Genomic DNA, 24592 nt, shown 5'->3' on the forward strand with positions numbered 1-24592 from the left:
CATCCGCGCCGTCCTCCGCAGCAGGGGCTGCGACCTGGTCCACCTCACCGGCAACCCGCGAGCCCAGTTCGTCTGCCTCACCCACGAGACCACCGCCCACAGCACCGGCGACCACCCGCCCACCACCGGCGGCCTGCTCCGCTGGCACACCCACACCTGCCGAACCCCCTAAAACGTTCCCCCACAACCAATTCCCTCCGACTTCGTCGCATCCCCGGAAAGGACCACGCCCACAAATTCGCGCAAGCACACACCTGTCTCGGGTGCGGGCACCACCTCCCACGACCCACACGCGCACGCGCGGGAGATCGCCGACACCGCCGCCGCCGCATGGAACCGCGGCCACGGCAGCGACGAGGACATCGACGTCGCCCTGTCGGTGGTCGCGCTGCTCGCGTGCTGCCACACCGACGACGACACCACACTCGCGCTCCTCGAACAGACCATCCTCGGATACGACAACGCCCAATGGGCCCAATTCGCCCGTGGCGTGTGTGCGCTGTTCCTGGTGAACCGACCCGACATCAGCCGCGCCGCCGCGCCACTGATAATCCCCTGGCTCGGAGACGACCCCATCCACGGCGACCTGCTCACCACCAAGAACCTCGCTCACACCGCCATCCGGGCCGGGCAACTACGCCTCACCGCCACCCGGCGACGCTACGAGGTCGACCTGCTCGGCATCACCCTCACCGCCCTACGCACCACCACCGAGACGACCACGCCTGCGGGAACCGGCCCCACCACGCACCCGGTCGACCCGCCCCAGGAAGGCAACACGATCCGCGATCCCGCCGCCGGAACCGGCGAATCCCTCCGCAAGGTCGCCCAAGCCATGCGCGCCACCGGCCGCGACCCCGCCACCCTGACCTGGCTCGCCGCCGACACCGACCCCATCGCCATCGCCGCGCTCGCCGTCAACGCCCAGAACTGGGCACTCGGCCCCACCGTGATCCTCACCGCCGAAAACCCCCTCACCCACGACTGGGCCGACCACGCCACCACCCAACACGACCAGGACAACGCCCTCGCCGGAAACGAAGAACACTTCTGGGACGTCATGGAACACCTCGCCTACATCGAGATCACAGGCACCGACGACCCTGACGACACCCCCACCGCCCCCAGCCCGACCTGACACCACCCCGGCCCTGTCGCCGAACCAGGAAGCGGCGCCTGGCTGTCGCTGGCCGTTCGGTCCATTGGAAGACGCTCGCTGATTTACATGGCGTCGCCGTCACCACAGCCAGCACCCGACATCGAAAAAACGGCGGCGACCGCACCAGCTGCGTCGCCAGCCGCGTTCGCCATGGACAGCGCAGCCCGTCACCGCTGTCGAGCAGGAAACAGCTCCTATTCCGTAGTGACATGTCCATGTCCGACCTCATCACCCCCGGGCTGACGGCAATTGGACTAGATAAGACCGCGTCGAGTATATCGATTCCGCGACGGGCCGTTCTCCCACAATTCGTGCGCAGGGGTCGGTGTTGGCCGGATCGGTTTCACCCCGCCCGGCGGAAGCCGGGCGGGAATCTTCTTTTACTACACCGCAAGGAGGAACACCATGCGCTTGACATGCACACCTGTTCCGGACGGCACCGGGTGGCAGGTCCTGGCGACCAAGCAGACCACAACCTTCTACCGCCTCACCGTCGACCACGCCGACGTCGAGCACGGTCCGCAGGACCTCACCGCGTTGGCCGCCGCAACGCGCCCCCTCGATGCGGAGTTCGAGCGTCGGGGCGGCTGGACCCGCGCCTGGCTGGTCCTCAACACCGGCGGCCACGTGCACCGCACCACCGCCTGCCGCACCTGCTTCCCGTCCACCCGGTTCGCCTGGCTCACCCAGCTCTCCGGGCACGACGAGACCGAGATCGTCGAGCAGGCCGGCAAGACCGCGTGCACCGAGTGCTACCCCAGCGCGCCGATCGAGGTCCGCAACCGGCCCAGCCGGATCAAGACCCCCGAGCAACTCGCACGGGAAGCGGAGAAAGCCGAACACGCGAAGGCCAAAGCCGCCAAAGCGATCACCGCACCGGAAGGAACACCCCTGCGCACCAAGGCGTATGGGCAGATCGACACCGAGTTCACCGCCCGTCGCTCCTACGCGGACGCCTTGGCCTACGCCCGGCATCTGACCAGGGCAAGCATCGCCCACCACCGAGACACCATCGCCGAGTACCAAGAGGACGCCCGGCTCATCCTCGCCGCGCTGGCCGCGAAGCACAGCCGCACCGAGGACGACCTGCGCGCCGAACTCGCGCCCAAAGTCGAAGCCAGGTGGAAGCACGAATACAAGTAGCCGCACCAACTATCGCCTGTGTCTGGCTGGAACGCGTCCCCTGCCCACGCACCTACCGCTTCCCACGAAAGGACCCACCGATGATTCTGGTCGAAACACTGGAAGACCTGGTTCACCACTACCTCAAAGATCCCGCCCGGCCCGGCTCGGCCGTCGGCAAGGTCAACGCGCAAGACCTCGTCAGCCACGTCGTACAGCACCTCGCCGAACGCGGGGTCGACGTGGGATTTCAGGATGGCTCGCACCTCACCACATCAGGCAGCACGCGCCAGCGGCCGGAGCCCGAGCGGCACCGCCTTCCCCTAGTACTCCAGGAAAACGACGACGGGCACGTCCGCATCTACTGCGACGGCCGCGACTGCGTCTGGTCTTGGCCGCTCTACCAACAAGCGAGCGCGCAGACCAACAGCGACACGATCACCAACGCCGTCAATCACGCCATCCGGCGACACCGCCACACCTGACCACTCCGGCAACCAGCTACGCACATCGGCGCGATGTCCTCCCCAGCGCCAACTCGCCACGGGGAGGGCATCGCGCAGCATGTGCTGACACACATCCGAAGGACTCGATCGCCATGACTACCAAGGACATTCACGCGCCCGGCAACTGATCGCCGAGATCAACATCCCCACGGAACGCCCGCGCTGGACTTGGCGGGCTCCCGGTGACGCCACCCGATACCACGCCACGCTGATCAGCACAGCACCCAGCGCCACCATGGTCGGCGCCGTGCCCGGCGGCACCTTCCGCGCGCTGATGATCACGATCGGCCAACCGTGCAGCCACCTTCGAGCCGATGACGAACGAGGACCAACGGCCGACGATCCGAAAGCCAAGTGTGGCAACGGATCCGGGCCTCCTGCGTGCCGTACCACCTGGCCTACGACCAGGACATGACCCGACATGTTGACCGGACTACCAAGCGACACACCTGCGTTGGCGTCGGTGAGCGGGCAGCCCTCGGTAGGGGTTAGGCAGTCGAGTTGGAGGTGGTTCCTCTGCCGGTCCTTGTTCTCGGGTCAACCGCGAGCGGGACGGTCCTCCCGCGCTGTCGCGGATGATCGGGGTGGGATCAGCATCTGTGGCCGGGCGGGCGCAGGGTCCTTGGGCCGGGGCGCAGCACGCGCACCCGTCCTCGTCGGACTCCGCAGCGACGGGGATCTGTTGCACCGTGACCGTGGTGCGGTCTCGCCGAGGCGGAGCACAGCCCCTGCCCGCGGCTTGATGCGCCGTCCTGCATAAGTGCCTTACTCGACGAGCTGAGACACGAAGGGGGATCCGACCTTCCGCTGGGTGGTCGGGATTGCCTGCCCAACCAGCGCTGAGCACGAGCTTTCGCCGCGCCAGTCATTCTCGGTGGACGTCCTCACCGCGAGCGAAGTCAATGATTTCGTCGCGCACTCGTTTGAGGATTCCTGCGTTCTGACCCATGACAAGTGAGTCGTAGGTATGGGTCGCCTTCAGCATCGAGAATCTGCTGAGCAGCTCCTCGTCGGTCAGCTGAGCCAGCCATGCCGACACCTGTTCGCCGCTTGGGGAGCCGTCAGCCTGGCTGAGGACATCGACCAGGTCGAGCCGAACCGACGCGGCGCTGACCCGCTGTTTGTGGCGATCGGCAGCCGAGAACGTCGATCCCGCCGCGATCGCGCGGCGTTCGTCCTGATGACCGACTCCGGTGTCGTAGCGCGCCGGAAGCGCCGGCTCGGGCGGCTCCGCGCCCGTGATCAGGCGCGGCACCGCCTGGAGACGAACCCACTGAGAGATCTCATCGAGCTCCTGCATCAGCACCGGCCACCGGTCCGTGCCAGGCCGGTTGATCCCCACCGTCGGGAACAGAGTGATGGGGATCTTGGTGCCCATCGGAGTCTCCGCAATAATGTCACCGACACGCAGCGGTTTCTCTGGCTGCGGCGGCAGGTCATGAATCGAGCGAGGTCTCTGATCGTCGTGGTACATGGCGGCCAGTCGGACCGCCGTGATCGCGGGTGTTCGGTGCTTGGCATGGTTGGTATGGAGCACCAGCCGGGCCAGCGGGTGCATCTGCGGTTCTGCCGTCCGCTGGAAGGGCTGCAGACCGGCGACGCGCCGAAGTAGTTCGCTGCCCGCTTGGAGCGACTCGGGACCGTTGCGGACTCGCTTCTTCGTCCACTCCTCAAATTTCTCGTAGGTGTCCGACGCGGGCATCTCCACGAGCCTGGCCGCCTTCTCGTCGAGTGGCGCACCGTCCAAGAACTCGACCTCGGCGAACAACGCGTGCTCAAGCGCAGCTCGCAACGCCACCAGCGCGTCAGCCACGAGCAGCGGCACCTTGCGCGGGATCGGAGCCACGCGGTCCACCACGGTCCGACTGACCGGCCCAGCCGGAACCTCACACATGCCGAACACGCCCTCGGCGTGTGTCTGGTAGACGACGAGCAGATCGCTGATCTGCCCGATCAGCTCGTCAGCATGGGACAGTGTCGCGGCGACACCGAGATGACGCTGGGGAAGCCAGTCATGCGTCGAGTCCACCATTCAGCGATCGTACGTGGGCGCAGGTGATTCCAGAGCGCCCGCGTCGCGCAGACACAGCGTGTCGGCACCTCGACCTGTCGGCCATCGACGAGCCGCAGCGTCCGACGAGTCAATAAGGTGATCGGCTGCTGAGGAGCCAGCGAAGTTCGCCTCATCAAAGGGGCGTGTGGCCCGCGTTAAACAGCTGCGCGTAGGGGCGGCTCCGGGGGCCGGAGCCACCCGGACCACCCGGACCACCCGGACCACCCGGACCACCCGGACCACCCGGACCACCCGGACCACCCGGACCACCCGGACCACCCGGACCGACGATACGCGGATGATCGCGGATGTTGATCGACCGCGAGCTCTATCTGCCCGCGTCCTTGGACCGACGACCGTGAACGCGGCGCGGAGACCGGGATCGGCGAGGATATGGAGTTCGCGACCAACCCGCGCTGGCCCAACACATGCTGGCTCGGCTGCTGGAGGCGGGCAGGGATATCGGCTGGTTCACCGCAGACGAGGCCTACGGCGACAACCCCGGCCTGCGAACCTGGCTGAAAGACAACGACATCAACTGCGTGATGGCCGTCTCCTGCGATCACCGCTTCGTCACTTTGCAAGGTGCTGCGCGGGCGGACGAGTTGGCCCGCGCAGCACCGCGCAAGAGCTGGCAACGGCTGTCTGCCGGGGAGGACAGCAAGGGCGACCGGCTGTATGACTGGCTGCTGCTGGACCCCGGTGCGACGAGCACCTCACTCTCCGTCCCGTGCCGCTGGTCGAGCTTGTCCGGGTCGCCGAAAGTCGTTGGGTGTCGAGGAAACCTTCCAGTTCGCTAAGAACGAGGCCGGCATGGATCACTACCAGGTCCGCAAGTATCAGGCGTGGTACCGGCAGATCACGTTGTCGATGCTCGCCGCCGCGTTCCTGGGCGGCGTTCCCACCGCCGTCGGCCTCGCGCCAGCCGACCATCGGGCCACCGACTGGCTCGACCCGCGCGCCTTGTACCGCTGCCACAACCAAACCGTGCGACTCGAACTCCGCACCGGCAGCCACACAAACAGGCACCCACGCGACACCAGGCCACGCACAGCCTCAGCCTGACAGCCCGAAGTCGGACCCGACGCGGGCATCCGCCTCGCCGTCATTCCCACCTTCAGCGTCGCGTACGGGCCTTCGCGTGCGTGCGCGACGCGACAAACCCCTTGAAGACAGTAGTAAGGATCATGTCCGACGTCACCGTGCCCCCGATTCCCTTGTCACTACAGCACCTCGCGACCGTGGGCGAATTGGTCGTGCCCTGGATCACGCCCCGCACCGCCGACGGCCGATACCTCTTCGGCTCCGTCGACCGCGATCTAATGGGCCGCGCCTTGGTCAACCGGTGGTGCGGCGTGTGCGGCCGTCCGTTGGAGCACCGCGCCGTGCTGATGATGCGACTGTCCGACCTCCCGCGCCAATGCACAAGCGAGCCCGCGCTACACCCGTGGTGCGCCAATTACACCAGCGAGTCCTGCCCCATGATCGGCGGACGACTGGAGCACTACCGCTCATCCCTGCCGCGCCTGGACACCACCATGCTGCCGGCACCCGATGCGACAGCCCGCCAAGGCGCCGCTGCCGAACCGTGGGTTCGCCGTGTGGCTTGTCGGCTACCGCGTCATCACCGACCACGGCAACCTCGCCGCCTCCTACGCCGGTATGCGGCCCCTGCGTATTCGGCCCATCACCTGGCGCCTACCGAACATCTCCTGACCACCGCAGCCGACCCGCGCGGATCGACCGCAGCCCGATCTCCGCGACCGCGGGCACCCACAGCGGACCTTCGGAGCGCTGACCGGCAGTTTTGATGTCGCTCCGCAGACGCTGCGACGGGATCTATCCGACCCAGGAGGAGTTCTACACGGTCGCTCCCGCTCAGGCACAGGACAAGGAGCCCGACAGCTTCACCGACGCCTGGGCCGCCCACGCCGACGAGACGCTGGTCCGGCTGGAACGCCGCGTCGACATGGCCATCACCGTCGTGCCGGCGAGCCCTCGTCGACGGCCGAGGCCCACAGCAACGCGGCCTGAACCACTCACAGAAGTTTCTGATCTCTTGAAGGGATACCGCCATGTCTCGGTTCGACCTACACCCTGCGCACATCGACGGACTCGTCAACGCCGGACTGCAATTCGGCCTCATCGGCGTCTTCGACGATCCCACCCAAATCGGCCGGATGCTGCTTCGGCAGCACCGCCCCCACCGCGACGCCGAGCAGGAGAACAAAGAGCGGCCGGACTACGTCGCGACGGTGACCAACCGCGCGCTGCACCCGATCGCCGTGCTGTGCCTGCTGGACTGCTACGCCTACCAGACCAGCGGCACGATCGGCTGGCACACCAGCGAAGCGCACACCTGGACACAGCGCCTGCGCGAGACGGTGCTGACCCGGTTGCCCGCCGAAGCCAAAGCCACTGTGCGCCATGGCGCCGACTACGTCCCGGCCTACCGGCTTCTCGCGGCGTACACCGAGACACCGTGGGGCGTCACGGATCTCGACCAGATCCCTGAATTCGAGGACGGCGTCATCGAGGTCCCGGTCGTCCGGAAAGGGCTGCGCGCGGAGATCCTGACCGGCCCGATCCACTGCCCCAACCAGGGCCTGTCCTCCCGCGTCCGCTACGTCACGATCCTCGGCGTCGGGGAAGACCGGACGCTGCCCGCTTTCGCCCGGATCTCCGAACCCACCGACGACGCACCGGGTGTCTACCTGCTGTTCCAGCACGGCCGCTACGTCGCACGCCCAGCCGACGCTGCCCCCGGCAAGCGGTTCATGGCCTCCGGCGCCCACCTGCACACCAGCGACTCCCGCTGGCGCGAGCTGATCGGACACAGCCTGCCCATCCCGCTGCACGACCACACCGAGCCCTAGCCGGGCCCGTGAACCGCACCTGCCAAGCCCACTGCCCGAGCAAGCCTTACCACCATCGAGGAGTTGAACCGTGCCTTCACACGACGAACTGCGCGCCCGGCTGTTTCTCCTGCGCGCGGCCGAACCACCCGCACCCGCGGTTCACCACTACGTCGCCGTCCACGGCTCGGTTGACGCCGTCGCGCGGATCCGGCACGGCACCGCCCCCGCCGCCGTGCTCAACGAGGCCACCCGCCCTGACGCCCGGATCGACGACGACCTGCGGGCCCTCGACAGCGGCACGGCGCGGCTGCTCACGCCCGAAGACTACGACTGGCCGGACGGACGGCTGATCGGCCTGGCCGGCCTCGGCGTCCCGCTCGCGCTGTGGGTGCGCGGCAGCGGCTCCTTGGCCGAACTCACCGGCACCGCCGTCACCGTCACGGGCGCACGCGCCTCCTCTGCGTACGGAAACACGGTCGCCGCTGACCTCGGCTACGACCTCGCCCGCGCTGGGGTGACCATCGTCAGCGGCGGCGGCCTCGGCGTGGACGAACAAGCGCACCGCGGCGCACTGGCCGCCGACGGCCGGACGATCGTCGTGCTCGCCAACGGCATCGACCGGACCCATCCGCACCAGCACGCCCAGCTCTACCAGACCATCATCGAGCAGGACGGATCGCTGGTCAGCCAATACCCCATCGGCACGGTGCCAACCCGCATCCGGCTCCACGCGCGGTGCAGGCTGCTAGCCGCTCTCGCCGCGGCGACCGTCATCGTCGAAGCCGGGCCGCGCAGCGGTGCCCTCGCCGTCGCCCGAGCCGCTGGCGAACTCGGCCGCCGGGTCTACGGCGTACCGGGACCGATCCACTCCGTGACCTCGAACGGCGTCAACGAACTGCTGCGCACCGGCGCCGCCACCGTGGCCAGCTCAGTCGAGCACATCAACTACCAGGAAGGAGTGCGATGACCAGCCCCGACGCCTTCCAAACCGCCATAGCCGCCCTCGACCTGCCACCCGAGTGGCAGGTCGAGGTAACCATCCGTCCACGACGACGCAAGACCGGCATCCAGATCAACCCGGGAGGCAGTGTCACCGTGCTAATCCCGCCGACAACCGCCCCGGAACAGGTGGCGCGGTTTGTCGACAGTAAACGCGGCTGGATCACCGAGAAGGTCGACACCGCCACACGGCTGGCCCCGGATCACCCTGTCAAGGAATTCGTTGACGGCGAGGAGTTCGATCTGCTCGGCAGGCGCTACTGGCTCCACCTCATCGACGCCGCGCCCGCGGGCATCGAGCAGCTACCTGTGATCACGTCCGACGGCGTCCTGTCCGCGCGGAGACAGCGACCTGAGCTGGTCCGCCGGGCAGTGATCGGGCTGTACCAGCAGGTCGGGCTCGCCTGGCTGCGCCGCGAGGGACGCCAGTACGAACTGGATGACGCCATCACCGGCCTGAACTACGCAGTTCGCGATCTCGGACGGCGCCGCTGGGGCATCTACGAGGGACCACCGAAGCACACGACGACGCTGCACTGGGCCGTGTTCGGCCTGCCGATGCGGCTCATCGAGTACGCGCTCGTCCACGAACAGGCCCACGCCACCCAACCCGGTGGACGCCCACACGGCCGCGCATGGCAACAGCGGATGTACCTCTGGATGCCGGACTGGCAGCGGCGACAAACCGAACTCGCCGAAATCGGCCGCCACGCCTGGCTTGGCGACTGAAAACCGAGGTCATCACCGATACGCTGCCCGCAGTTGGCTGGGTCCTCGCGTTCGGGACGGCCGACTTCGGTCGTGCCCGACGTGAGGCCCCCTAAGATGTAGAGCTGAACTGTTGCCGTCTACAGTGTGATACAACATGTCGCTACCTCAGCTTGGCAACACGACCCGGGAAGAGGCAAGGAAGTGGACAAGGAACAGCACTTCGAGCTCCTCCGGGAGAGTGCGGCCAAGGTCAAGGAACTCCAGGAGCGACTCCAGCGCATCCGTGATCAAGAGGCGGCGCTACAAGCCCAGCGAGTCACAACGCTCGAAGAGCTCCGGAAGGCCCGTGACGCCCGGTTCGAACGCATGACTGCGGCGATCGACGACAAGATCCCGAAGGCGCAGGTCGCCCGCGCACTGGGCATGGACCGCACCAACTTGTACAAGCTGCTCGAAGGCAAGGACGCCGACGCGTGACCGCGTCGAGTGATCGTCCGCGCAATGCCAGCTCGCCCATGTCAGGATCGAGACATCCGCCCTCGTGCGAAGCCATGCCAACTTGCTCGGTCTGAACCGCCGCCGCACCGGAGTGCTAGAGCTGTACGTTCCGCACGAACATGAACAAACTTGATTCGCATGACCTGGCGTTTCCGTGCGGTGTGAGCGGCCTGGCCTCGGCTGGTCTCCGCACTACTTGAGCACTCGCTGCCCTGAATAGTGTGATCGGTCAGCGGCATGAGCGGATATTCGGGATCTGGCGAACGAGGTTGCTGTTGTGGGCGGTTCAGGGTGTGGGTCGATCCCGGTAACGTGATCAATGCGATGAGGGAGGCCGTGTGGCAGAGCCGCTAGCTGTGATTGTTGCGCAGTCCGCCGCGAAAGCTGTTGGCGGGCTTGTCGTACGAGCTTCGGCGCCGGTGTGGCGGGAGGCCTTGGCCCGGCTTCGGCCCGCGCCGCGAATTGTGCGTAGGTCGGCCGGGTGGGCCGAAACGAAGCAGGTGCGGGTTGCTCACAACGCCATCGCGAAGTATCTACAAAGCCGGGTATGTGGTGGCTTGTTGGAGATCCTGGCGGTGGTGGAGTCGGCTCCGGACGGAGCAGCCCGCGAGGCGGAGAAGGCGGAGTTGGCGGCGACATTCCGTCGTGAACTGGTGCGCAAGGTGGACTTGCCCAGCGAGCAGGTGGAGCGGCTCGCCGACGCGTTGTGGGCGGACCTCGGGGACTGCGTGCGCCTGCACGTGGCGGAGCTTCGGGCGGCCGACGCGTTCGACGTGCAGGATCTGGCGTACATCTCGCGGTTGGTCACGCCCACCGCGCCGCGAACGTCGTCGGCCCCGATGGCGCGGGTGGTTGTGGAGCGGGCCGTCGTATCGGCCGAAGACGAGCGGGTGCGACGGGCGCACGGCGCGGTGTCTGTGATAGGTCACGCCCAGCAGCAGCGGTACGGGAAGCTCGTCATGCCGCACTCGAGAGAGGACTACCTGGTCCCTCTTGAGCGGCTGTATGTGACCCGGTCACTGAGCACCACCGATAACGCAGAAGTCAGCGAGAGCGAGATCCCCGAACGCCGATACGTGGTCATCGGCAACCCCGGCGCGGGGAAGAGCACCCTCATCCGGCACCTGCTCTACCGTACGGCGGTCGACGAGGATGAGCCTTGTGCTCCGTTGGTGGTCGAACTCAAGGATCACCAGGTACCGAACGACTCGTTCGTCCGCGCGCTCACAACTCGGCTGCGGCTGCTTACGCAAGCTGAGTTGGACGACGAGATCGTCCGAGACATCCTTCTGCTCGGGTTGGCCGTTGTAGTGTTCGATGGCCTTGACGAGATCGTCGACATTGAGCACCGCAGATCGGTGGCCGAGGCGGTGCAGGCGTTCACTCACAGATACCCGCTGGTCAGGGTCGTCGTGACAGCGCGGGAAGAGGGATTTTTCACGGCTCGTTTGGATCCTGACCTCTTTCCGACATACCGGCTGCCGGACTTCTCCGAGAAACAGGTACGGCTCTACGTCGCCCGCTGGTTCGAGATCGCCGACCTGGCGATGGCGGGCGTTGATCACAACGTACTCGCCGAGCGTTTCCTAGCCGACAGCGCGCATGTCGCCGATCTGCGGACTAACCCGTTGATACTGTCACTGCTGTGCCTTATCTACCGACACGAGGGCTACATACCCGAGAACCGGCCTGAGGTATACGAAGAATGTGCCCACCTGCTGTTCGAGCGTTGGGACAAAGTACGGCGCGTCCCGACGCCGGTCAGCCGTGGCACCCAGACACGATACCTGGTCCAGGAGTTGGGTTACTACTTCTTCAACCGGGAAGCCAACCTCGGCGGCGAGACGGAGACTCGCCTACGGCAGATCATCACCGACTACTTCGAGCGCAACATCGTCGGCAACGTCGAATCGTCACGGCAGCAGGCCCAGGATTTCCTCGACTACTGCGCGGGCCGGGCGTGGCTGCTGACCCGACTGGGCACCTCCGAGCGCGGGGAGCGCCTGTTCGGGTTCACCCACCGCACGTTCATGGAATATTATGCCGCGCGTTACATCGTCCGCTACTGTCGGGACGCCAAGGCATTGGTCACGATGGTCACCCCACTGGTGCTGCGGGGAATCAGCGATGTCGTGCCGCAAATCGCGCTGCAGCAGTTCGAGGATAAGTCCGCGGGCGGTGCGGACGAGGCATTCAGCCTCCTGGTGTTCAACTCGACCGTGGGCGGTGCCGATCGGCGAAAGCTGCTGGAATTCGGGCTAAGGACGCTACGGTACCTGCGACCCTCCGCCCGGACGACGACCCGGATGTTCCGGGCCGCACTGACCGAGTTCGGTCGCACAGTCGACGACAGCCTCGCCGCGGTCCTGCTATCAACCCCACTCGACCTACACGACCTGATCATCGCAACCTGCAGACAAGTGCCGCGGGCCGAGGTGCCAGGCATCGAGCACGACGACGAGCTGCGCGTCGTCGACCCAGAGGCCTACACCAGAGCATCCCCGCAGGCCGACGAACTGGCACTCCGAGTTGGTGCCATCCTCATCGAGTCGTTGTTCCGGCACCCCGACGTCAAAGATAGCCCGCGGGACGTATCCCTGCGGCTCACAGAATCCAGGTTCCCGTTCGCTGATCTCGTGACCAGACACTATTCCGAGCTGATCCACCAGATCGAGCCGCCGGTGCTAGCCACCCTCAGCGAGCGCGGGCTCATCTCGATTCAAAAGTACACCCAGGTGGCAGGAGCGCGCATGTTGATCGAGACCGGGCAACTGAGTCGAGCACTCACCGCGTTCTTCCACCGTGAAACCGAACCGCCGACACTGCGGCCGATGCTGGCGACGCTGTACAGGGAAACCCACGCGCTAGCACAGCTGACCCCACAACTCACCGAGGACCTCATCGCATCGACCAGGCTCATATCGCCCGCCGGTGGACTACTGGGAGACAGCAACTTCACCCCCAGGGTGCTGAATCTGCACTTCCCCACGAGCGGTGACGCCGAGGACGGTCGAGGGCTGCGAATAATCTACCTCGCTACCCTGTGTGCCGCGTTCGACTTCGAGAATAGGAAGTTGTGGTACGCCGAGCGGTCGTGGCGGAATCTGATCACACTCATTCCGGGGATCGAGCCGCTGCTGTCCTCCGTCTCCCGCACAGCGTTCGCGAGCAATCAGCTCAGGGTCACCCGCGACCAGTTGGCGCCGCTCGTCATCGCCCAGGTCATTCAGTGGGACACGTATCAGCAGTGGCATCCACTATTTGCGCGGTGGGCGAAAGGAGACCCCGTCTTTAGCAGTATTGGCCGGTAGCTTGCGCATGTTCACGGGCTCAGACAGCCACACGCGCCTCCCACTCGGCCGAACTCGTCGATTCAAGGACCTCCTCGAACGTGCGCTCGTCGGCACGAGTGGGCGTTGGCTGGACGGTGGGCTGCGGCGGTCGAGGCACACGGAATTGTGTGCGGCTGAGGGGTTACGGGGTCGGCGGTATCTGGTCGATGAGGCGCCGCTGTGCGCTGTCGACATTGACGCCGAGCAGGCGAAGTTTCCGTTCGGCTTGGTCGCGGACCGCGGTGTCGAACAGGGGTTCGTACCAGGGCAGCAGAACCCACATCTCCACGCTCGCGTCGAGCCGGTTGAGTTGCTGCAGGCGCCACAGGCCGTAGGTGGGCTTCGGGTCCAGGCAGAGGCGTCGCGCGGCGTCGATCGGCCCGTGGTCGGCGAGCATTCGCCGGAACAGGGTGGCGTCGTATCCCAGTCGCGCGAGCTCCTCGACACCGCGCTGCATGTCCCCACTGAACTGTCGGGTCAACGCGGTCAGATCGCTTGAGTCACCCACGGGTGCTCCATCGCGTTCGGCGGCTACGTCGTAACAGTGCCTGCCGATCCCGATCACCCGGATGCAACCGGCAGCGAACAGCAGGCGAAACCAGGCTAGGAAGGTGGGTTAGGTGCCGGAGGCCATGTAGGCGGCGAGGATGTAGTTGGGGTGTCGGTCGAAGTTGGTGCGGGCTCGGTCGTAGCGCATGGTGGTTCTGGGGTCGGCGTGGCGGGCGGCGATGGACGTCGCGGAGGTCGACGCCAGCGTCGAGCATGGTGGTGACGAAGGTGTGGCGGAGCATGTGGGGGTGCATGCGGGGCAGCCGCACGACCGCAACCGCGGCAAGGCGGCAGAGCCGTCGGGTGGCGCAGTGGCGGTCCATGCGGTGTGCTCGCCGGTTGAGCAGGATCGCCCCGGTGGTGCGGTCGCCGACAGTCCTGTCGAGGGCCCGGCCGACGGCGGGCGGAAGCGGCACAAGAGCGACCTTGGTGCTTTTGCCGACCACGCGCAGGACTCGGTGGCCGTGTTCCTCACCGATGTCGGTCACATTGGAGCCGCAGGCTTCGCGAAGATCCGCAGCCCGAGCAGGCCGAGCATCGCGACGAGGGCGAAATCGAACGGGTTGGTGGAGTCGCGGGCGGCGGTCAGCAATGCCTCGAACTGCAGGTGCGACAAACCCAGTGTCGGTGACTCGTTCGCGACCACCGGTCGGCGAACGTAGTCCGCCGGTGAGTGCTCCAGCACGGAGTCGATGACACAGGTGCGGTAGAAACCGGTGACCACGGCCATCCGCCGCGACACCGTGGACGGCTTGAATCCGCGGATCTCCTGCATCCACCGCACATACCGCTCCACATCCGCACGTGCCATGCCCAGCGGGGCGAGCTGGTGCTCGCCGCACCAGGTCAGGTAGATCCGCAGGTCGGACTCGGTATGCGACCGCGAGGTGCCGGTGAACCGGGCCAGGTACGCCGAGCAGGCCAACCGCAACACGACGTCACCGTCGGGAAGTACTTCTGAAGTAGTCATGCCGATGACGGTGAACCCGACCCGCTTGCCCAGCGACCCTGCCGCGGCATGAGCGGTCGTTGACGGTGTGACGTGGTGTGGATCGGTTCGCCGCTTGTGGTCGGGTGTGCGGCCGTTGGGTTGATGTGTCGTGTTGTATGGGTCGAATCCGGGTTGGTGGGGGCTCGGGTAGTCAACGATGTCGTGCATGGAATCGTTGCAGGTGAGTAGTGCGGTGGTGGGGTTTCCGCGGGCGTCGCGTGTGCGGCGGGGGTCGGCGGTGGTTCTGTTGGTCGGCGCCGGGGTGAGTGTGGCGCCGGGGTGGTGGGCGCAGGTGGCGGTGTCGGCGGCGCGGTATGCCGGTCGGTTCTGGCCGGCGGTGGTCCTGACGCTGGTGGCCGTGGCGCTGCTGGTGGGTGGTCGGCGTCGGACGGCGACGATGACGCTCGGGCGTCGACCGCGTGCACCCCGGATCCCGCTGTCGTTCCACGTGGTGCTGCTGCTGGGTGCGGCCGTGGTGGTGACCGGTGTGGTGGGTCTGCTGCTGTGGGGTGTGGTGGGAGGGCCGGTCGTCGGTGTGCCCGGCCGGTCGCTGCCGCCTGGTGCGTCGACGGGGTGGGGTGTCGGGGACCGGCTCGACGCTGTGAAGGTGGTGCTGGCGGTCGTGGGCGGTGTCGGGGCGGTGGTGGCGTTGGCCGTCGCCTACCGGCGACAACGCCTCAACGAGGTGGAGGTCTACCGCGAGGATGCCAAGGTGCTGCTCGATCGCTTCGGCAAGGCCGCCGAGTTGCTGGGAGCGCCCGACGCCGCGGTCCGCACCGCCGGTGTCTACGCGCTCGCGGCCCTGGCCAATGACGCGCCCGAGGCACGCCAGGGCTGCATCGATGTGCTGTGCGCCTACCTGCGACAGCCCTACTCACCCGCGGGCGGCGTCGGGGTCGATCCCCTGCCCACCACGCACGACAGGGGCGACCTGGCGACCGTGGGCCGGGACCCGGTCCAAGAGCGGCAGGTCCGGCTCGTCGTCGTCCGGCTCATCCGGGACAACCTCCACCTGCCCGACGACGATCCGCGGACCTGGCGCGGCCACGACTTCGACTTCACCGGCGCCGTGTTCGACGGCGGCGACTTCGCCGGTGCGACGTTCACCGGCACCGTCACCTTCACCGATGCCACGATCATCGGGCAGTTGTCGTTCGACCGTGCGACATTCGCCGCTGGGACCGTCTCGTTCGACGGCGCCAGGTTCGCCGAAGGTGGTGTATCCCTCACCGGTGCCAGGTTCAGCGGGGGTGTCGTCGACCTGTCGAGGACCGATCCAGCACGACCACCCACGATCACCGAACCATGGCCGTCGGGAACCCCGACCCCCACCGGTCTGCAACTACCGCCGCCGCGGGACATGACACCACAGCAAGGATGAACCACGTCCGAACACGAGCACGCCCACGACAGAGCACACCGTCCGGTGGCCACCGCGCCCATCCTGCTGGGCAGGTCCACTCAAGCCCGACGAGCGAATCGCTCGGCGGCCCCGTCCGCACCACGCACGAGCATCCGCACATCGGCATGAGGGTGCGCCGAGGCCTCGATCGCTCAGCGGCATGAGCGGATGTTCGTGATTCTGTGACGTGGGCTTGGTCATCGGAGATCTGCTCGCCGCTGGCGGACTGAGACCCGTCGTTACTCGAGCATTCTCGGCCTGATCGACTGCGTATGGCGGCGAGGGATGTCGGGCACGCTGTCTGCGACGCGCGTGGGCGGCATCGTCACCCGAATCGGAGAATGTTCGGTTTTGACTATGGGGATGAGGGAAGAAGGTCAACGGCCGCAAACGTCAGGTCGCCGTCGATACCCTGAGCCTGTTACTGGCGGTCCTGGTGACACCCAGCTCACCCCCAGGGCGGGGCCGTCGCTGCGCCACGCCTGCTCTGACTTCCACGCGCGTCCGACACGCCCACCCGGACCCGTTCACGACATCTGACCAGGTGAGCCGGCATAATCGAACACACGTTTCCGGCCTGGCGACGGCAGAGCGAGCAAGATCGACCTGCACGACGTGCGTTGCTCAGGAGCGACGAACGCACGTACGTCACGGGCGAACGCCCACCGAGTTGAGGTGATAGCCATGGTTCGTCGGATCTCGCCAAGCCAAGCCGCGAGCCAGCTTCGTCAGGCCCAGCAGAAACTGCGTCAGGCCGAGCAGAAGCTTCGGCAGCATTCCAGCAAGCTCAAGACCGCGGCGCGGAACCTTGAGCAGGCAAACAGCAGGTACAACCGAGAGGTACGTGCTTACAACTCCCGGGTTCGTGCCAATCAGCAGAGGTTGCGCTCCGAGCTGTCAAGGCTCCAATCCCGGCCTGCGGTGACCACTCGTTACGTCACGTACCGCACGTCTGTGGCATCGGTGCAGCGCACGTTCGCACAGGTCGAGCAGGTCGCGGAGAGCGGACAGTGGGTCGATGAGCACGATCTCTTCGACTTGGTCGAAGGCGAGGCGGCGAACAGCGTTGGCACGCTCAACGCTCTTCTGGACATCGTCGACCAGGAAGCCCCTGCCGAGGCAGACCTCCAAGCCAGCGTAATCGCCGCCGAACTCAGCGATATCGACCCGGAACTCGATGAGCGGTGGCACGGCGCGCTCTACTCGCTCAGCCCGAGGAACCCGGACGCCGCACGCCACTTCTGCACCAGCGCGCGAGAGATCATCTCCATGATCCTCGAGCGTGAGGCACCCGACGTCGCGGTCAAGAGGGCCATCCCCGACTATCCGAAGACGCCCCGGGGGTCCGTTTCCCGCCGAGCCCGCATCCAGTACTTCCTCAAGCGACAGGGCTACGACGAACTGACCGACTTCGTCGACAAAGACATCGACAGCGTCATCGCGCTGTTCGACGATTTCAACCGCGGGACGCACGGTTCGGCGGGAGCCTTCGATCTCAGCGAGCTCCGCGTGATCAAGGAGCGGGTCGAGAGCGCGATCAGGTTCCTCCACCGGCTCGTTCGGCCCCGGAACTAACCGAGACCGTGTCGACCAGCCGCATACATGGCGGGCTGGTCGACACGGTTCTCCCCGGGGCTAGTTGCGGTCCAGGTTCTGCCGTGCCCGGTCGCAGCGCGTGGTGGTTTCTGGGTCGGCGTGTCTGGCGTCGATCAAGCTGCGTGCCCGACAGCGACCTGACGCGCCGGATGGTCAGCCCGCTCAGCCAGCCAACCACCTCGTGCAGGTCGGTGGCATGGCTTGAGATGATCTTGGCATGGTCGTGTCGAATCGTCAGGCTCCGCACATCTGCAAGTCGACCCCCGTGACAGATGGTGGTTGTGCGGATCTCCTGCGCATGTGCGCCAGTACTCTTTCCGTTGCCGATGGACCAGGTTGGCAGGCAACTCCGTCCACGGTGTGTCGGGTCGACGGTCGCTGTCTCGCCGCCGTACTCTCCCTGCGTCGGGGACATGATCTTGCTCAATGTGGGAGGCTGCGGACCCGGTGCGATTGTCAAGTTTCAATGTTCGAGGGTTTCGGTCGTTGGCGGATGTGAGTGGTATCCCCATCAGCAATCCGACGATTCTCGCGGGTCACAACGACGGCGGTAAGACGGCGGTCATCGACGGGTTGCGGTACCTCCTGAACCACTACCAGGTCGTGGAAGAGGACCGAACTCTGTGCGGGGACTCGTCACCAGGTGATGCGGACCAGCCCTCGACGGCCACCGTCGAGGTCGAGGGGATCTTCGTTCTCGACGACTGGGAGAAGGCGAGTTGGGCTCTGCCGGACACGGTGACTGCCCGGCGCCGATGGGCGGACGGGCGACACGTCTACGAGGTCAGCACGATGGCCCCGGTCGACGAGCGATTTCGACGTCTCGACGCCATGTCGGCCCGGGATCTGAAGGCGATGGTCGACGAGTTCGAACTGAAGCCGGAGAGACTGCTGAAGGCGCAGTGCATCGCCGTGCTGAAGGAACACATCGCCACCCTGGCCATGGAGCAGGCGTGGGTCCCTCCTCCGACGGGGTTCGAGCAGCGGTTGCCTATTCCGCTCGTGTTCGATGACGGCCCCCAAGCACCGAGCAACGCCGTGCGGACGGCGCTGATGAGCCGGTTCAACGAATACATGAAAGAGTCGGAGTTCGTCTCCCGGGTGGAGCAGCTCGAGTTCGAGTTCGCCGACCGCATCCGCCGTGATGCCAAGGGCCTGTGTGATCACATCCAGACACAGTGCGACGACCTGGGTGCGGTACGGATCGAGCCCAAGGTGTCCATCAAGCAGGCGTTCACCGAGGCGACCCTCAGTGTCACGCGACCGTCCGGCGCCGTGGGCATCGAACGGCTCGGCAGGGGAAGCTCGCGCAGGGTGCTGCTGGCGGTGTGGCAATGGACCAGCAACCTTCTGCGCGAGGACGAGAACACCGCGAGCAACCTCACCGCTCCCTCGATCGCGGGTGAGTTCCCGCCTCGTCAGACCATCGTCGTCTACGACGAGCCCGACACCCACCTCGACTACACTCACCAGCGGCGGATGATGCGGCTGGTACACGAGCAGTGCGCGCTGGAGCACGTCAACGTTGTGGTGGCGACCCACTCGATGAACCTCATCGACGGGGTGGACATCTCCGACATCGTGCACCTGAAGCTCGACGGGGGGCGCACGGCGGTGGAACGGCTACTCGAGGACACGCACACCTCCGTCGATGAGCACCTCGGCGCGATCGCCACCTCGGTCGGCCTGCGGAACTCCGTGCTCCTGCACGAGCGGTGTTTCCTCGTGGTGGAAGGCGAATCTGAGTATAGAGCGTTCCCGGTTCTGTTCCGGCTATCCCAGGGCATTCCACTGCAATCCGCGGGTATCGCCCTATGGGCCTGCGGCGGAAACATCGGAGCGCTAGAGCTGGCGAAATACCTCCACGAACGCGACCGCACGATCATGCTGGCGATCGACCACGATAGCCTGACTCAGAAACCGTTCAAGGACAAGCAGCTAACAAAGGCGTTCGGTGCGACGTGGCGAGAGCGCGTAGAGTTCATCGGCGACGATACGACACCCGAATTTGAGGCTGTCTTTCCTGACGAGACCTGGGCGCTGGCCGCCAACCGGGCATGGCCACGCCGAAATGGCGACTGGACCGAGGAGCACTTCGCCGCTTTGCGCGGCACCGGGAAGTTCAGCGAAAAGGTCTTCTCGCTTCTTGTCGAGGACAGCAACTCACCGCCCAGCGGGAAGCCCGCAATCATGTTCGACCTTGCGAACGCGCTCACCGACCGAGGTCAGATCCCCGAGGAAGTGACCAGCGTCTTCGACAGAGCCCGGGACCTCGCCGAACCGTGACCTCAGCTCGCCCGCCGCGCGCCCACGGCCGCCCGCGCGGCGCGACGGGCCCGCATGCGGTCTAGTCGCTGCTCGGAGGTGGGGCCGACCCAGCCATGCCTGCCCGTGTCCCGGTGCCAGCGCTGCCCGTGCCTGAGCTCAGCGATGCCGCACCACCGACACCCGTCCGGGTCCACCGTCCGCCCACCGGAGTCGTCCATCTCGCACCTCCCAGGTTCTTTGTACCCCGACCCACCGACAGTTCTCGCAGTTCAGTCCATGGTTACCTCGTCTGGCCCAGTCACGCGGACAACGACCGGACGACTTCCCCGCCCCCGCGACGGAGTGACGCCTGATGACTCACGTCCTGCCGGACCTCGACGATCGCAGAACCAGAGCAGCGATGCTCCGCGAACTGGACACCGACGAACAAGGCCCGGGCATCTACCGCTCTACCCGTCTCACCAGCGCAGGCCACGCGGCTTGGACCCGACTACTACGCACCGCGCTGGGCGAGCACGATCCGGGATGGTTGCACGAGAGGATCATGCTGCCGACCTACTGGCTGTCTCACGAGCAGTACGTCCAGGACGGAATGACGAGGACCAGGAAGGTCCCGGGCAACGCGCCACAAGTGCACGCCGAATCCGAGTTCATCAAGTACTACTGCCGCGGACTCGCCGTCCGCTCCCTCGATGAACGCCGAGGCCTGCGATTCGCCCGCCTCAAGCAGGTCCGCACACCACGCCAGACATCGGAAGCACTCATCGGCACCACAGTCGACCCCGCCGAGTTGCTTGCCGATCTCCGATCCGGCGACGGACCATCTGTTCGTGGCCTTCTCCCAGGTCCAGGCTCAGGCATCGGAGTCGTCCTGCACTGATCAACTGCATCGGCGCGCCAGCTTCGCCAGCTCCAAGCGTCGTAGCGAGCATCCGAAGCGCAGGGTCCTTCCCTTGAGATCATGCGCTCATCTGCGCATCGCGGCATGTCAAAAGTCACCGACATCGATCATGGTTTGACCGACGAAGGGACGTCGGAATTGACCAGCAAGTGACGTCGCTTCACACCGTCACAGCCACCACGCCGTCTCGTAGCGGACCTAGATACATTCGGCCAGGGCGACGGCGATCGAGGCCCGTCGAGTGCGGCGTGCTGGGCCGGGTGACCGGCAGCTCTTCGGCGACCTCGCCGAAGAGCCTGGACAAGGCGGCGGCGCCGGCGCCGTTGTAGATGCGGAGCGGATCTGGACCAGGCTTCTTCCCAGACTTGGCGGCGGGGTCTGAAGAATCAGGAGGGAGCGGCGTCTGGGGGTGTGGTCAGTTCGCGGAGGAGGTGAGCGGCCTGCTCCGCGCCGTGGGGGTCGTTGGTGTCGGTGTACGCGGCGTGGGCGTGCATCCAGCAGTGAGCAGACTCCTCGAACCGCCCCACCTCCCGCAGGGCCAACCCCAAGTTGTGCCACGCCCTACCCTCGCCGTGCCGGTCGTCGGTCTCCTGGCAGATGACCAGATCCTGCTTGTGGGCGGTGATCGCCTCCTCGAACCGCCGCACCTGTCGCAGGGCCAACCCCAGGTTGTTCCACGCTTTGCCCTCGCTATTGCTGTCACCGGTTTCCTGGAAGACGGAGCGGGCTTGTTCGTGGGCGGTGATTGCCTCGTCGAACCGTCGCAGGTGCTGCAGGGCCAACCCCAGATTGTTCCACGCCGTGCCTTCGCGGTGCCGGTCACCGGTTTCCTGGAAGACGGAGCGGGCTTGTTCGTAGGCGGTGATTGCCTCGTCGAACCGTCGCACCGCCTGCAAGGCCAACCCCAGATTGTTCCACTCCGCGCTCTCGCTGTAGCGGTCTCCGACCTCGTGGAGGAGGGTGCGGGCCCGTTCGTGGGCGGTGATTGCCTCCTCAAACCGCCGCACCGCCTGCAAAGCCGACCCCAAGTTGCCCCATTCCATGCCTTCACCGCGACGATCACCGACCTCGTGGAGGAGGGTGCGGGCCCGTTCGTGGGCGGTAATCGCCTCCTCAAACCGCCGCACCGCCTGCAAGGCCAACCCCAGAAGGTTTGCGGTGGTGGCTTGGCGGCGCGGGGTGAGATGGGTGGCGCTGGTGTGGGCGTAGGTGGCGACGGTGACCCCGTCGATGAGGTGACGTCGCCAGGACAGGTAGATGACGAAGGCGGTGCCGAGACGGACGGTGTAGGGGTGGCGGCCGGTGGTGGCGGCCTGGACGACGACGGCCAGAAGGTTGGCGCGCTCGGTATCGAACCAGGCCAAAGCGTCCTCACGGCCACTGAACCGGTCGGGTACCGCCTCGCCTGGCAAGGCCCGCAGGTGATCGTCGGCGTACTCGGTGGTGGTGGTGTAGTGGTCGAGGAGGCGGGTCTCGGCGGCGGTGAGGGTGGCAGGGTCGAGGCCGGGTGGAGTGTGGGTGCTGGTGTGGGCGCGGATGAGGTCGTGCAGGCTCCACCGGTCGGGGCCGTGGGGGCGTAGGAGGTGGGCGTCGCGCAGCCCGCGAAGCCAGGTGCGGACGGTGGATTCGGGGTGGCCGGTGAGGGCGGCGGCGGCCTGGGTGGAGATGTCCGCGCCGGGGGCCAGGCACAGCAGCCGCAGCGTGCGTGCCCGTTCGAGGTGCAGGTTGCACAGGCGCTGCCAGGACAGGTCGAGCACGGCGGCCACGGCCTGTTCCCCGTAGCTGTAGCCCTGCACTCCGGGCGCGGCACGCAGCTGCGCGGCGAGCTCGGCGGGCCTCAGGTCGGGCTCGGCACCCAGCAAGGCCGCGGCGACGCGCAGCGCCAGCGGCAACCCCCCGCATGCCCGGGCCAACTCCTGCGCCCCGTCGGGCTCCTCGACCAGGCGCGGATCGTGCGGGTCGACGACGCGTACGGCGGCCTTGAGCAGGCCGATGGACTCGGTGTCGTCGAGGACGTCCAGCAGCAGACGGCGGGCGGGCAGGTCGAGGGTGTCGCGGGTGGTCACCACCACCACGTGCCCACTGCCGGGCGCGGGCAGCAGCGCCCGGGCCTGGACGCTGGTGGAGACGTTGTCCACCACCAGCAGCACCCGCCGTCCCGCCGCAGCGAGATGGGCCAGCACCTGCTGGTAGACGGCATGGGCGTCGGCGGGCTCGGCGGGAATCTGCTCGGCCGCCAGCCCGAGACGGCGCAGCAGCGGGGAGAACACCGCCTCCGCGTCCACCGGGGTGCTCGAGTAGCCGAGCATGTCCACCTCGAACACCCCGCCTGCGAACCACCCCGACCCCGCCGCGCGGGCGGCGCAGTGCCGGGCCAGGGCGGTCTTGCCGACCCCGCCCATCCCCGCCGACACCACCCCCATCCCCTCCGCAGCCGTGTCCGGGTCCAGGGCGGCCAGCAACGCCTCGACCTGCTCACTGCGGCCGGTGAACACCTCCTCCACCCCCGCGGCGGCCAGAACCTGCACCATCGCCGCCGCCCGCGACCCCACAGCAGGCGGATAGTGATGGTGGTGTGCGTCGCCTACATGGACGTCCCGGACGTCCCTGCCAGCGACGAAGGCGGGCCCGTCCACGGTGTTGTCCGACACCGTCGAACCACCACCGGCCCCGGTCTCGGGCACAGGATCGGAGCCGTCGCGGCGTAGGCGCCAAGACCGGGGGCTCACCGCAGATCCTCGCCCGGCTGTGACCGCGTCGTATCTCCGATCTTGATCTGGCTGATATCCCCACCAGCCAAGAATGCTGGACCCGTGATCGTGTTGTCCGTCATCGACGCCGACACCCCAGCATCGCCCCCCTCGACTGCTCCCGACCGCGGCGCGCCAGCCCCCAGCAGTGGCCCCCGCACATGCGGCGCAGGCGGTACCGGCGGCTCACCGCTCAGCGTGACCCCGCTGATGTCGCCGCCGGCCAGGAACGCGGGCCCGCCGATGCGGTTGCCGGTCATCGACACCCGCCGCTGGGCCACCGCCTGCCTGGTCTTCACCAAGCCGACCACCGCTACAACCACACCGCACACCCCGGCCAGCGCCCCCACCACACTGGCCACCCGGTCCGCGCCCTCCCACCCCGCCTTGGCCACCAGCACCCCAGCAGCGGCCACCACCACACCTACCACGACCACCCCAACCCATACCGCCATCCGAGACGCCATCCCGTCACCCCTCCCAAGATCGGCTGACATCACCAGTATCGGCTCCCGACACCCAGCGTTGCCAACACAACCCCGCCGATGACCGGTGTCGGGAAACAATCGGTTCTCAACATGGTCGACTTCCACAGGTTGATGGGCCTCCGACCAGTACCGAAGGGTGTGTCAAACGAGCCCGCTTTCACTGCACGAGCACCCGAGGGTTCGAACGCTCGCTCCGCGGCATGAGAGTGCGTTGCGAGATGACGCCTCACGTGAATTTCCTTCGTAGCCCGCGTGTTCAGGTGGCCCTCGCTCAACAGCCGTAGCCGGTTGGTGACCAGCCGGTCCAGGTTGGTGATCGTCTCGTTCGTGCGACCAGCCTGTCGATACGAGATGGCCAGGATGGTCCGTACGGACATCGGCGCTGGTCGAGCAAGTCCGGCCACCGAGG

Annotated in this window: 21 protein-coding genes and 1 pseudogene; 15 read left to right on the forward strand and 7 right to left on the reverse strand. The window is 66.7% G+C overall.

Annotated elements, in window-relative coordinates; genetic code table 11:
* Window positions 1-379: 379 nt before the first annotated feature.
* From ACZ6SD_RS25325 to ACZ6SD_RS25335, 3 genes are all read left to right on the forward strand, one after another.
* Window positions 380-1138: a hypothetical protein gene (locus ACZ6SD_RS25325; RefSeq protein ID WP_465319479.1), complete on the forward strand. Its 759-nt coding sequence runs from the start codon at window positions 380-382 to the stop codon at window positions 1136-1138.
* Between the two features lie 426 nt (window positions 1139-1564).
* Window positions 1565-2302 carry a hypothetical protein gene (locus ACZ6SD_RS25330; RefSeq protein ID WP_465319480.1) on the forward strand — a complete coding sequence of 246 codons (738 nt, stop codon included), beginning with the start codon at window positions 1565-1567 and terminating at the stop codon, window positions 2300-2302.
* An 80-nt stretch (window positions 2303-2382) separates the two neighbouring features.
* Complete coding sequence (locus tag ACZ6SD_RS25335; protein WP_465319481.1) at window positions 2383-2766, forward strand: hypothetical protein; 384 nt, start codon at window positions 2383-2385, stop codon at window positions 2764-2766.
* Between the two features lie 886 nt (window positions 2767-3652).
* Here the strand turns inward: ACZ6SD_RS25335 and ACZ6SD_RS25340 are convergent.
* On the reverse strand, window positions 3653-4819 hold the full coding sequence (locus ACZ6SD_RS25340) for a hypothetical protein (protein ID WP_465319482.1): 1167 nt from the start codon (window positions 4817-4819) through the stop codon (window positions 3653-3655).
* Between the two features lie 398 nt (window positions 4820-5217).
* Between ACZ6SD_RS25340 and ACZ6SD_RS25345 the strand changes: the two are divergent.
* The 8 genes and pseudogenes from ACZ6SD_RS25345 to ACZ6SD_RS25380 form a co-directional block, all read left to right on the forward strand.
* Window positions 5218-5640: pseudogene (locus ACZ6SD_RS25345) on the forward strand (transposase); the annotation flags it as partial.
* Window positions 5641-5653: 13 nt separating this feature from the next.
* Window positions 5654-5905, forward strand: a complete 252-nt coding sequence (locus tag ACZ6SD_RS25350; RefSeq protein WP_465319483.1) for a hypothetical protein — start codon at window positions 5654-5656, stop codon at window positions 5903-5905.
* Window positions 5906-6394: 489 nt separating this feature from the next.
* Window positions 6395-6556 (forward strand): hypothetical protein, encoded by a 162-nt coding sequence (locus ACZ6SD_RS25355; RefSeq protein ID WP_465319484.1) that lies wholly within the window; start codon window positions 6395-6397, stop codon window positions 6554-6556.
* 359 nt (window positions 6557-6915) lie between these two features.
* The gene (locus tag ACZ6SD_RS25360) at window positions 6916-7716 is read left to right on the forward strand and encodes a hypothetical protein (protein ID WP_465319485.1); all 801 of its coding nucleotides are present in this window, start codon (window positions 6916-6918) and stop codon (window positions 7714-7716) included.
* A 70-nt stretch (window positions 7717-7786) separates the two neighbouring features.
* Entirely contained in the window at window positions 7787-8665 is an 879-nt protein-coding gene (locus tag ACZ6SD_RS25365; protein ID WP_465319486.1) for a DNA-processing protein DprA, read from the forward strand.
* On the forward strand, window positions 8662-9426 hold the full coding sequence (locus ACZ6SD_RS25370; protein ID WP_465319487.1) for a M48 family metallopeptidase: 765 nt from the start codon (window positions 8662-8664) through the stop codon (window positions 9424-9426). The genes ACZ6SD_RS25365 and ACZ6SD_RS25370 overlap by 4 nt, the downstream gene beginning before the upstream one ends.
* Window positions 9427-9609: 183 nt before the next feature.
* Window positions 9610-9885 carry a hypothetical protein gene (locus ACZ6SD_RS25375; RefSeq protein ID WP_465319488.1) on the forward strand — a complete coding sequence of 92 codons (276 nt, stop codon included), beginning with the start codon at window positions 9610-9612 and terminating at the stop codon, window positions 9883-9885.
* 581 nt (window positions 9886-10466) lie between these two features.
* Window positions 10467-13217, forward strand: coding sequence for an NACHT domain-containing protein (locus ACZ6SD_RS25380; RefSeq protein WP_465319489.1), 2751 nt, complete (start codon window positions 10467-10469; stop codon window positions 13215-13217).
* A 163-nt stretch (window positions 13218-13380) separates the two neighbouring features.
* Here ACZ6SD_RS25380 and ACZ6SD_RS25385 read toward each other — a convergent pair whose 3' ends face one another.
* Genes ACZ6SD_RS25385 through ACZ6SD_RS25395 form a run of 3 tightly spaced genes read right to left on the reverse strand, consistent with a single transcriptional unit; the run spans window position 13381 to window position 14757 of the window.
* Window positions 13381-13746 carry a hypothetical protein gene (locus ACZ6SD_RS25385; protein WP_465319490.1) on the reverse strand — a complete coding sequence of 122 codons (366 nt, stop codon included), beginning with the start codon at window positions 13744-13746 and terminating at the stop codon, window positions 13381-13383.
* Window positions 13739-14275, reverse strand: coding sequence for a tyrosine-type recombinase/integrase (locus tag ACZ6SD_RS25390; RefSeq protein WP_465319491.1), 537 nt, complete (start codon window positions 14273-14275; stop codon window positions 13739-13741). Before ACZ6SD_RS25390 ends, ACZ6SD_RS25385 begins: the two co-directional genes overlap by 8 nt.
* Window positions 14272-14757, reverse strand: a complete 486-nt coding sequence (locus tag ACZ6SD_RS25395) for a hypothetical protein (protein ID WP_465319492.1) — start codon at window positions 14755-14757, stop codon at window positions 14272-14274. Before ACZ6SD_RS25395 ends, ACZ6SD_RS25390 begins: the two co-directional genes overlap by 4 nt.
* 259 nt (window positions 14758-15016) lie before the next feature.
* Between ACZ6SD_RS25395 and ACZ6SD_RS25400 the strand changes: the two genes are divergently transcribed.
* From ACZ6SD_RS25400 to ACZ6SD_RS25410, 3 genes are all read left to right on the forward strand, one after another.
* Window positions 15017-16159 carry a pentapeptide repeat-containing protein gene (locus ACZ6SD_RS25400; protein WP_465319493.1) on the forward strand — a complete coding sequence of 381 codons (1143 nt, stop codon included), beginning with the start codon at window positions 15017-15019 and terminating at the stop codon, window positions 16157-16159.
* A 705-nt stretch (window positions 16160-16864) separates the two neighbouring features.
* The gene (locus ACZ6SD_RS25405) at window positions 16865-17755 is read left to right on the forward strand and encodes a pPIWI-associating nuclease domain-containing protein (RefSeq protein ID WP_465319494.1); all 891 of its coding nucleotides are present in this window, start codon (window positions 16865-16867) and stop codon (window positions 17753-17755) included.
* Window positions 17756-18271: 516 nt separating this feature from the next.
* A complete protein-coding gene (locus tag ACZ6SD_RS25410) occupies window positions 18272-20062 on the forward strand; it encodes an ATP-dependent nuclease (RefSeq protein ID WP_465319512.1) in 1791 nt (596 codons plus the stop codon).
* Between the two features lie 2 nt (window positions 20063-20064).
* Here ACZ6SD_RS25410 and ACZ6SD_RS25415 read toward each other — a convergent pair whose 3' ends face one another.
* Complete coding sequence (locus tag ACZ6SD_RS25415) at window positions 20065-20262, reverse strand: hypothetical protein (protein ID WP_465319495.1); 198 nt, start codon at window positions 20260-20262, stop codon at window positions 20065-20067.
* A gap of 134 nt (window positions 20263-20396) precedes the next feature.
* On the opposite strand from ACZ6SD_RS25415, the gene ACZ6SD_RS25420 reads away from it, so the two are divergent.
* The gene (locus ACZ6SD_RS25420; RefSeq protein ID WP_465319496.1) at window positions 20397-20924 is read left to right on the forward strand and encodes a hypothetical protein; all 528 of its coding nucleotides are present in this window, start codon (window positions 20397-20399) and stop codon (window positions 20922-20924) included.
* A gap of 407 nt (window positions 20925-21331) precedes the next feature.
* On the opposite strand, the gene ACZ6SD_RS25425 is transcribed toward ACZ6SD_RS25420, so the two are convergent.
* Complete coding sequence (locus ACZ6SD_RS25425) at window positions 21332-23674, reverse strand: tetratricopeptide repeat protein (protein WP_465319497.1); 2343 nt, start codon at window positions 23672-23674, stop codon at window positions 21332-21334.
* Window positions 23671-24111 carry a hypothetical protein gene (locus tag ACZ6SD_RS25430; protein WP_465319498.1) on the reverse strand — a complete coding sequence of 147 codons (441 nt, stop codon included), beginning with the start codon at window positions 24109-24111 and terminating at the stop codon, window positions 23671-23673. Before ACZ6SD_RS25430 ends, ACZ6SD_RS25425 begins: the two co-directional genes overlap by 4 nt.
* Between the last annotated feature and the right edge of the window lie 481 nt (window positions 24112-24592).

This window comes from Actinokineospora sp. NPDC051303, assembly GCF_055586285.1.